Genomic DNA, 13,628 nt, shown 5'->3' on the forward strand with positions numbered 1-13,628 from the left:
CCCGGGGCGGCGAGTCAGGACGGGGGCAACGGCGGCAGGACGCTCTCCTCGTGGTCCAGCTCCCGCTCCAGGATGCGCATGTCGGCGTCGGCGAGGCGACCCGCGTCCCGCCAGGCGAGCAGTTCGTCCCGCTCGGCGGCGATCATCTCCCGGCGGGCCAGCAGGGCCGCCCGGTAGCGGTCGTCCACCGGCAGCACCTGGTCCTCGACGTGGGAGAGCAGTGCGACCCGTTCGGTGTAGCGCTTGTGCCGGCCCTCGGCGGCCCGGCGCAGCGGGGCGGCGACGTCGCGTACGCCCGGGTCGGCCTCGGCCAGGGCGGTCAGCCGGTCGAGGGCGGCCTGCACCGCCGCGGCGCGCGCCTCGTTGCGGGTCAACGCCCGGCTGACGGCGGTGCCCGGCAGCCGCAGCCGGCGCAGCAGCGGCGCGAAGGTCAGGCCCTGACCGACGAGCGTGACCAGCACGACCAGGTACGCGCAGAACAGCAGCAGGTCCCGGGCGGGCGTGCTCGCGGGCAGCGTGAACGCCGCCGCGAGGGTGATGACGCCCCGGGTGCCCGCCCAGCTCAGCGCGAGCAGTTCCCGACCGGACAACGGCGGGTTGTCGGGACGGGGGTCGCCGCCGAGGCGGGCGTGCATCCGGGCGGGCAGGTGCGCGGCGGCCAGCAGCCACAACGGACGCACCAGCAGCACGATGCCGACGGTGACGGCCCCCGCCGCGACGACGGTGCCGAGGTCGTAGGCGGCCAGCCCGCGTACGACGGCGGGCAACTGCTGGCCGATGAGCAGGAACACGTAGCCCTCGAGGAGGTACTCCACCAGGTGCCAGACCGAACGGGTCTGCAACCGCGCGCCGCTGGACTGCAGGGACGCGCTGCGGTGGCCCAGCCAGAGGCCGGCCACGACGACCGCCAGCACGCCGGAGACGTGCAGGCTCTCGGCCGCCACGTAGGCGGCGAACGGGGTGCCCAGGGACAGGGCGTTGTCGGTCAGCGGATCGGAGGCCATCTTCCGCAGGTACGCGATGACCCACGCGACGGCCATGCCGACGGCCAGCCCACCGGCGGCGACGAACAGGAAGTCGCCCACGGCGTGCCCGACGGAGAACCTGCCGCCGATCGCCGTCGCCACGGCGACCTGCAGGATCGTCAGGGCGGTCGCGTCGTTGAGCAGCCCCTCCCCCTCGACCAGCGTGGTCAGTCGGGGCGACATGCCGGCACGTCGGCCGATCGACAGCGCCGCCACCGGGTCCGGCGGGGAGACCGCCGCGCCGACCGCGATGGCGAAGCTCAGCGGGACGGCGGCCACCACCGCGTTGAGCCCGAAACCCACGGCGAGCGCCGTGACCAGGACGAGCGCCACCGACAGGCCGATCACGGTCCGGGCGTTGCGGCGCAGCGCGGTCAGGCTCGACTGCAGGGCGGCGCCGTAGAGCAGCGGGGGGATGACGAGGTAGAGCACGACCTCGGGATCGAGTTCCAGGTTCGGGCCGGGCAGGTAGCCGTAGCCGACCCCGGCGAGCACCAGCAGCACCGACGCCGGCAGGTGGGTGCGGCGCGCCACGGCGTTGGTCAGGACGACCACGACCAGGCCGCCGAGGGCCAACGCCACCAGCTCGCCCATCCCGCCGGTCCCTCCCGCTGTCGGCCTCCGCCCCGGCCATCACCGTAACCGATCATGCGGCGGTCGCCGGCGGGGCGCGCCTCCCCCCGCCCGGGGCGGGACGGCGGGCCCGCCACGCCCCGGGTGGGGGGCGGCAGGCGGCGGGGGTGCACCGGGTGGACCCCGACGCACCCCCCGTCAGCGACCCGGTCGTCAGCGCCTCGGCGGTACGGCGGTGCCCTTGCGGTAGTTGCGGCCGTTGCCGTCGGGGCGGTAGTTGTTCTCGACGTTGCCCGCCGAGTCCACCGAGAACCAGTGGATCCGCGTTCCCGCCGGGACGGTCAGCGTCTCGCCGCCCTCCCGGATGCCGGCCGAGCCGTAGAGCTTCGACGCGTACGTGGGGGCGGCGCGGTCGAGGGTGTAGAAGACGGCGGCCGGCTCGCTGGTGGAGAAGGTCACCTCCACCATGCCCGGCGTCGCGCTGGGCGCCACCGCGAGCGTGCTGCTCGGCCTGGTCCGGTCCCTGGCGAAGTCCCGGGCCACCCGCATCAGCTCGACCAGGCCGTTGGCGAACTCCAGCGCCTCGGCGTGCGCCTCGTCCCACTCGGGCTGGAAGGAGGTGCCGACCTCGAAGTTCCAGGCGTAGATGCCGTATTTGTACCAGAGCATGTCGCCGGAGTTGCCGGCCGCCGAGTAGAGCACGTCGGAGATCGGGCCGGTGCGCGCCGGGGTCACCGCCATGTTGCGGTGCCGCTTGATGGCGGCGAGGATCCGCGACGACGCGCCCCAGAACGCCGACTCCTCGGCGAGCGTCGGGCGGGGCGCCGAGACGCGGTCGGGCAGCGCGTACGCCCCCGGCGACCACATGAAGTAGTTGCCCGAGGAGTGCAGGTTCATCGAGAAGCGGATGTTGGGGCGGGAGGCCAGCCAGTCGAGGTTGCGGTTCTCGGGCTCGGAGAGCTCGCCCGGTCCGGCGTACGTGCCGCTGGTGCAGCTCGTCGACGCCCCCGAGTAGCCGTCGAAGAGGCTGTACTCGGTGTAGTTGCGGTTGTTGTCCACGCCCCAGGAGTTGCGGGCCAGGAAGTCGGCCGCACCGGTCGTCGGGCAGTGGTTGGTCATGTTCTTGCGCTGGGAGTTGAAGTCGTAGAAGGAGTAGTGGCCGCCGTCGGGGTTGATCGAGGGGGCGATCCAGATGTCGAGGCTGTCCAGCAACTGCCGGGTCCGCCCGTCGTGGGCGTAGTTGCGCAGCAGCCGCTCGGCGGTCTCGACGGTGACCAGCGGGGGGACCCACTCGCGGGCGTGTTCCTGCGCGTAGGCGAGCACGCCGAGCTTCGAGCCGTCGCGGTGCTTGCCGATGCGGATGGCGTACACCGGATGCGGGTCGCGGGAGACGCTCGCCGGCGCGCTCAGGCCGTCGCTGAGCGGGGTCCGCGCGGCCGGCGCGACCACGCCGCCGCCCGGGCTGCCCCGATAGGTGTACGCCCGCACGAGCGTCCCGGCCCCGGCGTTGAGCGCCGCGACGACCTGGGCGGCCGTGCTGGTCACCGCGCCCTCGCCGTCGGTGCCGAGCGTGACCCGTACGGCCGCGCCGGCGACGGTCACCGACAGCGGCGTGTCCGCCGCGCCCGGGTCGGCCAGTTCCACGGAGACGTCGTTGCCGCCCTCGTGCCCCCAGGCCAGCGAGTCCACCGCGACCCGGCTGTCGGTGGCGGTGCCCAGTACCGCCTGGGCGTGCCGCCGGTAGCCGTTGGTCCGGTGCGGCAGTTCGACGACCTCGGCCAGCCGGGGGAACTCGGCGGCCAGCTGGTGGATGCGCGCGTACAGCTCGGTCGGCGTCAGGTAGCTGGTGACGAAGTCCTTCTGGTATCCCGGGCCCTCGGGGCCGTCGCCGGGGGTGGGCAGCCACTCCCGGACCTCGGCCACGGCCACGTCGCCGGTCGGGCTGGTGATCCGGATCCGGTCGGGCCGGCTGGTCACGGGCGCGGCGCCACGGTGGTAGAGGTAGACCCCGGCGTCGACGAAGCGGGAGATCGTCTGCGTACCGCCGGAGCCGATCTCGGTGCCCGGGCCGCTGTCCCGCTCGACGGTGAGGGCGTCGGGGGCGGTCTGGCCCTGCGCCCACTTCGCCTCGACGGAGAGGATCTGGCTCGTGCCGGAGGTGTAGTAGTCCGCCCGGATGATCTTGACGTCGGAGGTGGCGGACGCGCTCGGGCCACCCGTCGCGGCGGCGAACCGACGGTTCTGGGCGACGTGCCCGGCGATGGTCGCCTCGCGTTCGGCCACCCGGGCGCGGGCGTCGGCGGGACGGTGCAGCACCTTGCCGAGGGTGAAACCGGCCCTGGTCAGCGCCGCGGCCTCGCTGGCGGTGACGACCGCGTGCGCGACGACCCCGCTCCCGGTGCGGGTGACGTGGTGGTCGAGGTCGACGCCGGTGGCGACGAGGGCGTCCAGTTGGGCGGTGCCGGCGAGCAGCACCTCGACGACGTCCGCCTCCTCGTCGGCGACGCGGACCAGCTCGACGGCGGGTACTGCGGCGGGCACGACGGCCGAGGCGGGGCTGACCAGCAGCACCACCGCCGTGGCGGCGGCGAGCGCGGCCGGGACGGGTAGGCGGCGTCGCCACCGGGGAGCTAGGGGATCACGCATGGGTCCGCCCTTCTGGTGTCGGCAGGGTGACCGGACGGGATGGCCGAGGGGGTCGCCCGGGTGCGCGGCTGCGCCCCGCCGGGCGCGCGCCGCGACTGCGGTGGCGCGACCCGGCGGAGCAGAGATGGCAGTGTCCGGTGGCGACGGACCGACGCCGCCGGACGCGGAAGCGTCGTCAGGCTGGTGGACGAGAGCCGTTCCGGTCGAGGTCGGTGGATTGAGTCATCCTCAGCGCACACAAAGTGATCTGTCAATCCCCGTCGATGTCCCGTCCGCACCGCCGGTCGACCCGCGGGGCCGCCCTGAGTAGGTGTGCTCACGCCCCACCCGGAGGCCACCCACATACTTACCCGAGCTGGTACGACAAGATCGCCGGGAGAAGGCCACAGGCATGACGAAGCAGCACCGACCGACGTCTCCGATCACCGCGCTCGTCCTGGTCCTGTGCACCCCGGTGGCCGCCTGGTGGCTCATCGGGGACCTGACCGGCGACGAGGCCCGACGGCTCGCCGCCGAGGGCGTCGAGTTGGACTACGCGATCCGGCCGGTGAGCCTCGGTGCGGTGGGAGACCGGATCGTCGGCGTCCTGGCGTGCGTCGGCGTCGCCCTCGCGCTCGCCTGGTTGATCCGGGCCACCGCACGCCGCCGGCTCGATCGCGGGTGGTGGTGGGTGCTGGCGCCGCTCGTCGCGGCCGGCGTCCTCCTCGGCCTCGCCTGGCGGGTGCTGACCGCCGGCGGGATCGGCGCCAACATCGGAGCGGGGCTCATGGTCATCGCGGGTGGACCGGCCCTGGCGGTCCTGCTGATCGTCGCCGCAGTCGCGGCGCTGCGGATGCGCCGGAACCGGCCGCCGCGAACCCCGCACCGCGCCGAGTGACGACCGGGCCGCCGGGGAGAACGGCCAAGAGCCTGCACCGGCGATCGGAGACGACCCTGTGACCCTCCCGCCCCCACCGCCGGGTGTCGATCCCCACGTCCGTCCGGAACGTCAGCCCGGGGCGTCACCCGGCCCCATGATCGCCGCAGCTGTCGCCGTGGTGGCCTCGTGCCTGTGCCTGCTGGGCCTGTTCGTCTACACGTACGGCGGCCACGACCGTCCAGAGCTGATCGACAGCCCCGAGGTGGCCGAGGTCGCGGAGCGCGCCTGCACCACCATGCGGGCCGCCGTGGCGGTACGGGCCGCACCACCACAAGCCGCGACGGAGGCCGAGGTACGCGCGATCCGGCAGCAGAACGACGCGGTGGTCGCCATGGTGGCAGAGGTACGACGCCTGGGAAAAGCCAGGCTGCGCGACGACCATCCGACCGCCGACTGGCTGTCGGACTGGGAGACCCTGGTCGACAGCCGGGAGCGCCATGCCGCAGCGCTGTCCGCCGGTCGCGAGCCCCGCTTCGTCGTTCCGGTCGTCGACGGGGTCGCGATCACCGACCGCATGAACTCGACCGGCCTGGTCTGCCAGGTGCCACCGCAACTGTTGGACCTGCCTTAGCCGCCGGCCCGTCTCGGCACGGCTGCTCCGTGATCTGGCTCACCCGGCCCCGGCCTGCGCGCCGTCCGGCGCCCTGTTGCGCAGCCTGGAAGGGGTGCCGAGGTTTCGCCGGCAGGCAAACTGGAGAAGGTGAAGATCGCACCTGCGCTCAAGGGGGATCAACTCGTGTCCGACACCACCGCCCGGTCCGACCGTCAGGCAGACCGTCCCGCCGAGGTGACCGACCCGCTGCTGTGGAAGCTCGCCCTCGACGTGGCCGACGCCCACGAGCCGGACGGGGACGGTGGTTGCCGCAACCTGCTCTGCGCGGGCCAGGCCTGGCCCTGCCCGGCCTGGAACAACGCTCAGCGCGCCCTGCGCATGGCCCGCACCGACTCCGGGCAGCCGTCGCCGCACGCGACACGGCCGGCTGGCGGCCAGGGCCGCTCCGACCTCTCGGTGCCCGGGTTGACGCAGCGCATCCGGCCGAACGACCCGCGGGCGGCGTCGGCAGCCTAGGCAGTGTGTCGTAGTGGTCGTGGTGACGCCGCAGGCCCTGGGGCACCCGCGTCGCGCGTCCCAGGTCGGTCGGTGCGACGGCCGGAGCAGGCAGTCCTGGCGGTGACGCCGGTCAGCCGTCCACGCGGTAACGCGCGAAGATCGTGCCCTGCGAGAAGGTGTGCTGGTCGAGCAGGGTCAGGTTGCGGCGGACGCGGTCGGGGAGGGCGCGCGTGCCACCGCCGACGAGCACCGGGCAGATGATGAGGCAGATCTCGTCGACCAGGCCGGCCCGGTGGGCCTGGGCGGCCAGGTTGGCTCCGCCGATCGCCAGGTCGCGCGTGGCGGACTCCTTGAGCGCGCGGACCGCCTCCGGGTCGAACGTGCGCTCGATGCGGGTGCGGGCGCTGCGCGGCTCCTCCAGCGTGGACGAATACACGATCTTGTCGGCGGAGCGCCAGATCTCGCTGTAGTCGAGGATGTAGTCGGGGTGGCCGGGCTGCTCGTGCGCGGTCTCCCAATAGGACATCACGTCGTAGAGCCGGCGGCCGTACAGGTGGGTGCCGATGCCCCGGTCCAGGTCGTTGAGGAAGCGGTGCACCTCCTCGACCGGCTCGCTCCAGCCGAACTTGCCGTTCTCGTCGTTGACGTAGCCGTCGAGGGACACGATGTCGGTGTTGATCAGCTTGGCCATCTCTCCGCCTAGGTGTCGGGTCGTCTCGTGCGACCGGGGGCAGCCTGGTGGCCAGTATGAGACGAGGGCCCGACAATCCGGCGGCCCGTCCGGGCCACCTGTCGGGCGGCTTCAGTCGTCGCGTCCGGCACCGCGATCGGGCGCGCTCATGTCCCCCGTCGCGGGCGTGCCGTCCGCGAGCCCGTAGCGCAGGTAGACGGTGCCCTTCGGGCCGGCCACCGGCGGTTCGAGCAGGGTGACGTTCGTGGGCACCGCGCCACCGTCGAACACCTTCTTCCCGACGCCGAGCACGATCGGGTGCACCCAGAGGTCGAGACGGTCGAAGAGCTTCTCGCGCAGGAGGGTCTGCACCAGGTCCAGGCTCCCGACGACCTTCACGTGTTCGTGCCGGTCGCGGATCTCGCGTACCGCGGCGGCCAGATCCGGGCCGAGCTGCGTGGACCCGGCCCACGAGAGGTCGGGCCTGCCGCGGGAGGCCACGTACTTCGGGACCCGGTTGAAGAGCGTGGCGATCTCGTCGTCCTCGCCGCCCTCCTGGTGCGGCCAGTAGGCGGCGAAGATGTCGTACGTCCGCCGGCCGAGCAGGAGGGCGTCGGTGCCCTCGTAGGCGGCACCGACCTGCGCCCCGGAGACCGCGTCCAGCAGGGGCGCCTGCCAGCCGCCGAACGGGAACCCCACCGGGTCCTCGTCGGGGCCACCGGGCGCCTGCCCGACGAGGTCGAGGGTCGCGAACAGTTCGATGTGGATCAGGCCCACGTCCCACCCCCGGTGAGTTGGTGTTGGATCCGGCACTCGGCACTCACGATAGGTCACGGACCGGGTCTAGACGGGTGACCGCGCGCCCTGCGGCGTGCCGAGCGAAGATCTCGCGGACGGCGGGCAGCTCGTCGCCCTCGTCGGCGTCGACGTACCAGCCGTGCTCCGTGTCCGCGACGACGGCCTCCGGGGTGAGGAAGTCCCGGCCGAAGCGGTAGACGCCCAGGCAGTAGGCGAACTCGGATCCGATCATCGGGTCGATGCCGGTCTCGTCGCAGTGGTCCAGCAGGCCTTCGGCGACCCGCCACTGCTCGCCGTCGAACCAGAACACGCCGCAGGCCCAGTGGATCGTGCGGCCGGTCGGCACGTCGACGACGGCGCCGAACCGCTTGTTCGCCGGACGGTCGCGCACCAGGCGGACCAGGTCCTCGGGGACGTCGCCGTAGAGCGCCTCCTGCGCGGCGTACTCGTCCCAGCCCACGCTGAGATCCGCCTCGGGGCCGAAAGTCAGCAGCAGCGCGCGCCCGTCCGGGACGAAGTGCCACACGGTCGACTGCCCACCGCCGTCGTCCCAGGCGAACCGTTCCGCCCCGTCGACAGTGGTCGGCGCGTGGAAGGTGAGCTCGCTGACGATCGCCGCGCGCCGGCGCACCTCGTCGATCGGGGTGGCGCACAGCGCGTGCCAGGTCTCGTCCATGGGCAGCCATGGTAGCCACCGCGGGGGCGACGCCCGACCCGCGAGCGGCGACGCGCGGCCCGGACGGCCGGGTGGCCGGCCCCGTCGGGGCCGGCCACCGGTGGCGTCAGCGCCAGGTGTCGGTGCGGGTGTGGGTGCCGCCCGCCGGGGTGGTGAAGCTCCGGTTGCCGCCGGACTCCCAGGTGACGGAGCCGTCGGCGTTCTTCTTCAGGTACTTGTACTCGACGGCGGTGTTCGGCGGCAGGCTGACGGTGGCCCGCCAGATCGGGTAGTCGGCCGGGGAGAGCGCGACGGCGTTCGCGGGGTTCCAGCCGCCGAGGGCGGGCAGGTTGCCGACGACGTACACGTTCTGGCCGAATGAGGTGGTGGCGGTGGCGTGGAAGGCGGTGGCGACCGGCCCGGCGGTGTCGCCGCGGAAGGTCTCGGTGACGGTGTGGATGCCGCCCGCCGGGGTGGTGAGGCTCCGGTTCGCGCCGGACTCCCAGGTGACGACCCCGGCCGCGGTCTTCTTGACGAACTTGTACTCGACGGTGGCGGACCGGGGCAGGTCGACCACGCCGCGGAACACCCCACCGGCGGCGGGTAGCCGCACCGCGTTCGCCGGCGCCCAGTTGCCCAGCGCCGGGACGCCGCCGACGACGTAGACCTCCTGGCCGGCGGCCACGGTGGCGGTGACGGTGAAGGTCGTGGCGACGGTGTCCCCCACGGGCCCCGGCACGTAGGCGTCGGTCCGGGTCGTCGTACCGCCGGCGGGGGTGGTGAAGGTGCGGCTGGCGGCCTCCTGCTCGACCACCGTGGTTCCGCTCTTGACCAGGTACCGGTAGGAGACGGCGGTGGCCGCCGGCAGGTCGACGGTAGTGGTCCAGGAGCCGGTGGCGGTGCGGGTGAGCGGCACGGAGCTGGCCGGGTTGCCGTTGCCGAGCGCGGGGGTGTCGCCCACGAGGTGCAGCGTGCGGTCGGCGGGCAGCGCGGCGGTGGCGGTGAACGTGGTGGCCACCTTCGCGGCGGGGCCGCCCCGGGCGTTGGCGTGGATGGCGATGGCGCCGTTGGCGGGGATGGTGACGGTGGCCCGGCCGCCGGTCACGGTGACCGTGGCGTCGGTGCACCCGGCGGCGGTGGCGGCGCCGGAGATGACGTCGCAGTACGCGCCGTCGGCGAGGCCGGTGACGAACTGGGCGGTGCTGGCGGCGGCGGAGTCGTTGATGCCGATCCACCCGCGGTCGCCCCGGTGGAAGCCGATGACGTTGCTGTTGACGACCGTGAAGTCCGAGATGGTCTTGACGTTGCGGGCGGTGTTGGCCCAGCCGACCATGCCCTTGATCCCGGTGGACCGGGTCAGGCAGGTCCAGGCGCCGCCGCAGACGGTGTCGGTCACGTGGCCGCTGCCGGTGGCCGGCGGCGACTGGTTGCGGTTCGACCAGGTGAAGCTGTCGTAGACCGAGGGCTTACCGTGCGGGTACGCCAACGCGAAGTAGTTGGCCAGGGTGTAGTCGCTGCCGTTCTTGTAGGACAGCACCACCCCGTCGCGTTCGAGGTCGTGGTTGGTGACCATGGCGAAGACGTTGGCGCTGGGCGCGTCGAGGTTCCAGTTGGGAACGTTGGCGAGGTTCGCGATGGAGCCCTGGAAGCTGGAGCGCAGGCCCTTGGCGTACCCGAAATCGAGCACGTCGCCGTTGCCGATGAACGCCCGCGCCTTGAGCGCGTCGTTGGAGGCGCCGTCGAAGATCTCCTGGGCGACGTACGGGCGCTTGTTCTCCGCGACGGTGTTGTTCAGCTTGCCGAGGATGGCCGCGAAGTCGGCCTTCTTTACGTGCTTGACCGCGTCGACGCGGAACCCGTCCACGCCCAGTCCGATGAGGTCGTTGAGGTACGCGGCGATCTTGTTGCGGACCTGCTCCTTCTCGGTGTACAGGTCGGACAGGGAGAGCAGCTCGCAGCTGGTCACCTGGGACTCGTTGTTCCAGTCGGTGATGCCGCCGGAGGTCGGGCAGTTGTCGCCGGGGTGGTGGAAGTCGCCGTGGCCGTACGGCACCGCCGGGTAGTCGTAGCCGGTGAAGGTGGTGCCGGCGTAGCCGACGGTGCCGGCCGCGTTGTTGACGCCGGCCATGTGGTTGACGACCGCGTCGACGTAGACGCGCACGCCGGCGGCGTGGCACGCCGTGACCATGGCGGCGAACTGCTGGCGGTTACCGAACCGGCTGTCCAGCTTGTAGGACACGGGCTGGTACACCTCGTACCAGGGGTGCGCCCCGTCGGCGCTGTTGGGCAGGCTCACCGACTCCTGGGGCGGCGCGACCTGGACGGCGCCGTAGCCCGCGGGGCCGAGGTGGTCGGTGCAGGCCGCGGCGACCGAGTTCCAGTTCCACTCCCACAGGTTGGCCGTCACCTCGCTGTCGTTGAGGGCGACGGCGGCGCGGGCGGGCGCGGCGGCGGTCGCCACGAGCGGGGTGGCGCCGGACGCGACGACGGCGGCGGCGAGGAGCAGGCGGGAGATGCGGGCGCGCAGGGGCGGTGTCGATCGTGCCATGACAGAAGGACCTACTTCCGGGGACGAAGAGGCACTGACGAGAGGACGGCCGTCCGGGTAGCAAAGACAATGCTCGATCGACAGCAGGCCCTGCAATACCTTGCAGCAAACTTCTCGAAATTTCATGGCAACATTGCCGACGGGCCCCGACAGGTCTCGTCCATAGCCCCCAAAAGCCACGAAGCCGACGATCCATGGTGGATCGTCGGCTTCGTGCTCTGCAAATCCTTGCAAGGGCCGCCGGGCCCGACGGCGGCGCCGGCCGGGCCGGTCAGCGGGGGGTCGGCACCGCCTCGCGGGCGAGGATGACCGCGCCGAGCAACGCGGCGTCGTCGGCGAACCGCGACAGCACCACCTCCGGCGGGTACGGAAGGACCGCCGCCATCCGCTCCCCCAGCAGGCCGCGGATCAACGCGTTGCCGGCCACCCCGCCGACCAGCACCACCCGCTGCGGGTCGAGCAGCAGGCAGCAGGTGACCAGGTGCCGGGCCAGCTCGTCGGCGCGGGCGGTCAGCGCGTCCCGGGACGGGCCGGGCCGCTCGGCGGCGGCGGCCAGCCCCCGCGCTCCGCCCGGCACGCCGAGCGACTCGGCGAGCCGGTCCAGCGCCCGGCCGGAGAAGCCCAGCTCCAGCATCGTGCCCGGCCACGGGCCACCGGCCACGGCGTACCCGATCTCGCCGGCCGCCCCGTGGTGGCCGGCCAGCACCGACCCGCGGACCGTGACCGCCGCCGCCACGCCGGTGCCCAGGCCCACCACCAGACCGGGGTCGGCGTCGCGGAGCGCGCCGAGCCGCAGCTCGGCCAGGGCGGCGGCGTTCAGGTCGTTGTCGACCGCCACCGCCGGCACCGCCAGCCGGTCCCGGACCGCGTCGGCCAGGCGCAGCCCGTCCCAGCCGGGCACGTTCGGCGCCAGGTCGATGCCGTCGGAGCGGACCACGCCGGGCGAGGCGATCCCGGCCGCCGCGACCGGCGCGCCGACCTCCCCCACCAGCTTCGCGGCCAGCGCCAGGGCGCGGTCCAGGGCCTGCGGGGCACCCCGCTCGGCGTACGTCGGCACCCGCTCGCGGGCCAGCAGCCGGCCCTCGCCGTCGGCCACCCCGACCGCCATCTTGGTGCCGCCGAAGTCGATGCCGAGCAGCACGCCCGCGTCACCGGCCGGCGACGCGGACTGGGCGGCCCGGCCGGCGAGTCGCACGCTCACCGGACCACCTCCACGCCCCCGGCCGCCGCGTCCCGCGCGCTCATCCGGCCGCCCCCTGCGCGGCGACCGCGTCCAGCGCCTCGTCGGCGGCGGCGAGGCGGTCGCGGACGGCGGCCAGCCGGCCGGCGACGGCGTCGAACGTGCCGCGCAGCACCGCCACCTGGGCCCGCACCGCGTCCGCGCCGGGGCCGTCGACCTGGGCGCGGTCGAGCACCAGTTCCGGACGTACGGCGGCGGCGATCAGGTCGGCGACAGCGTCGTCGTCGAGCCCGTCGGCGATCCCCTCCGCCGCCGCCCGGACGGTCTGCGCGGTCCAGGTGGCCGGGGCCCCGCCCCGGACCAGTCGGCCGACGACCGAGTGAGCGGCCCGGAACGGCACCCCGTGCCGGGTCAGCGCGTCGGCCGCGGCGGTGGTGGTGGCGCCGGAGGCGACGATCTCCTCGGCCGACGGCGGCTCCAGCGGCTCGATCTCGGCGAGGAAGCCGCCGAGCAGGGCGAAGAACCGGTCGGTGCGGTCGTTGCTCTCCCAGAGCCGCACCTGCACGTCGGTGGTGGCGTTGTTGGAGTCCTCCCACCAGGCGGCGCCGACGTTGTTGAGCACGCTGGCGGCGTCGGCGGCGGTGGCGCCGGCCATCGAGACGAGGTGCTCCAGCACCACCGGGTTGCGCTTCTGCGGCATGATGCTGCTGCCCTGGGTGAAGTCGCCGGGCGTGCTCACCCAGCGCCAGCTCAGCCAGTCCATGAGGGTGCGGGCCAGCCGGGCGCCGGTCGCAAGGGCCTGGGCGTTGAGGGTGCCGACCCGCACGAGGTGGTCGGCGCCGGCCACCGCCTCGTACGAGTTGATGACCAGGCCGTCGAAGCCGAGCAGCTCGGCCACCCGGGCGGGGGCGATGTCCAGGTCGGTGCCCGCGAAGGCGCAGGAGCCCAGCGGCGAGACGTTGAGCTGGTCGATCAGCTCGGCGTAGGCGACGGCCTCCCCGGCGAGGGCCTCGGCGTAGCCGGCGAGGGCGTGCCCGATGGTGGTGGGCTGCGCCGGCCGGCGGTGGGTGTAGCCGGTGATCACCACGTCGGCGTACCGGTGCGCGGAGTCCAGTGCGGTCGCGCCGGCGGCGAGCACCCGGTCGAGCACGCCGAGGAGCTGCTCGCGCAGCAGCATCCGGAACACCCCGGCGTCGAGGTCGTTGCGGCTGCGGGCCATCTGCACGTCGAGCTCGGAGGTGGGGATGCCGCACGCCTGCGCCAGCCGCTTCTCCATCAGGTAGTAGGTGTCCTCGAAGGTGCCGTCGAACTCCGGCGCGCCGGAGGTGTCGGCGCGCAGCTCGGCCAGCCCGCGCAGCAGCCGGGCGCCCCGCTCGGCGGGCACCAGCCCCTGCTCGACCAGCATCACCACGTGGGCCTGGCTGGCCCGCACCATCGCCGGGAAGAGGTACCCGACGTGGTGGTCGTAGGTCGGCCGGAGGTGGTGCCGCTGATAGGTGGTCAGCGCGGGTGTGCTCATGACGGTCTCTACTTCCTTCCGTGCCGGGCTCGGCGTCACGCGCC

The 13,628-nt window shown here is 73.5% G+C and carries 11 protein-coding genes; 3 read left to right on the forward strand and 8 right to left on the reverse strand.

Annotated features, from left to right (window positions below):
- Positions 1–14 precede the first annotated feature (14 nt).
- Complete coding sequence (locus tag ABZ573_RS14140) at positions 15–1,619, reverse strand: Na+/H+ antiporter (protein ID WP_151456285.1); 1,605 nt, start codon at positions 1,617–1,619, stop codon at positions 15–17.
- 192 nt (positions 1,620–1,811) lie between these two features.
- Positions 1,812–4,244 (reverse strand): M14 family metallopeptidase, encoded by a 2,433-nt coding sequence (locus ABZ573_RS14145; protein WP_358118346.1) that lies wholly within the window; start codon positions 4,242–4,244, stop codon positions 1,812–1,814.
- Between the two features lie 391 nt (positions 4,245–4,635).
- Here ABZ573_RS14145 and ABZ573_RS14150 point away from each other — a divergent pair, with 391 nt between their 5' ends.
- From ABZ573_RS14150 to ABZ573_RS14160, 3 genes are all read left to right on the forward strand, one after another.
- On the forward strand, positions 4,636–5,121 hold the full coding sequence (locus ABZ573_RS14150; RefSeq protein WP_151456283.1) for a hypothetical protein: 486 nt from the start codon (positions 4,636–4,638) through the stop codon (positions 5,119–5,121).
- Between the two features lie 136 nt (positions 5,122–5,257).
- Positions 5,258–5,734 carry a hypothetical protein gene (locus tag ABZ573_RS14155; RefSeq protein ID WP_358118349.1) on the forward strand — a complete coding sequence of 159 codons (477 nt, stop codon included), beginning with the start codon at positions 5,258–5,260 and terminating at the stop codon, positions 5,732–5,734.
- Positions 5,735–5,899: 165 nt separating this feature from the next.
- Positions 5,900–6,232: a hypothetical protein gene (locus ABZ573_RS14160; RefSeq protein WP_225852236.1), complete on the forward strand. Its 333-nt coding sequence runs from the start codon at positions 5,900–5,902 to the stop codon at positions 6,230–6,232.
- Between the two features lie 112 nt (positions 6,233–6,344).
- Here the strand turns inward: ABZ573_RS14160 and ABZ573_RS14165 are convergent, their stop codons facing one another.
- The 6 genes from ABZ573_RS14165 to ABZ573_RS14190 form a co-directional block, all read right to left on the reverse strand.
- The gene (locus ABZ573_RS14165) at positions 6,345–6,905 is read right to left on the reverse strand and encodes a dihydrofolate reductase family protein (RefSeq protein WP_151454954.1); all 561 of its coding nucleotides are present in this window, start codon (positions 6,903–6,905) and stop codon (positions 6,345–6,347) included.
- A 111-nt stretch (positions 6,906–7,016) separates the two neighbouring features.
- Positions 7,017–7,661: a dihydrofolate reductase family protein gene (locus ABZ573_RS14170; RefSeq protein WP_151454955.1), complete on the reverse strand. Its 645-nt coding sequence runs from the start codon at positions 7,659–7,661 to the stop codon at positions 7,017–7,019.
- 43 nt (positions 7,662–7,704) lie between these two features.
- Positions 7,705–8,358 (reverse strand): hypothetical protein, encoded by a 654-nt coding sequence (locus ABZ573_RS14175; protein WP_358118351.1) that lies wholly within the window; start codon positions 8,356–8,358, stop codon positions 7,705–7,707.
- A 106-nt stretch (positions 8,359–8,464) separates the two neighbouring features.
- The gene (locus tag ABZ573_RS14180) at positions 8,465–10,885 is read right to left on the reverse strand and encodes a carbohydrate-binding module family 20 domain-containing protein (RefSeq protein ID WP_358118353.1); all 2,421 of its coding nucleotides are present in this window, start codon (positions 10,883–10,885) and stop codon (positions 8,465–8,467) included.
- 271 nt (positions 10,886–11,156) lie between these two features.
- Positions 11,157–12,086 (reverse strand): ROK family protein, encoded by a 930-nt coding sequence (locus ABZ573_RS14185; protein WP_225852232.1) that lies wholly within the window; start codon positions 12,084–12,086, stop codon positions 11,157–11,159.
- A 40-nt stretch (positions 12,087–12,126) separates the two neighbouring features.
- On the reverse strand, positions 12,127–13,584 hold the full coding sequence (locus ABZ573_RS14190) for a lyase family protein (RefSeq protein ID WP_358118356.1): 1,458 nt from the start codon (positions 13,582–13,584) through the stop codon (positions 12,127–12,129).
- Positions 13,585–13,628 lie beyond the last annotated feature (44 nt).

It is taken from the genome of Micromonospora sp. NPDC007220, assembly GCF_040634035.1.
GTDB classification, from domain to species: Bacteria; Actinomycetota; Actinomycetes; order Mycobacteriales; family Micromonosporaceae; genus Micromonospora; species Micromonospora reichwaldensis.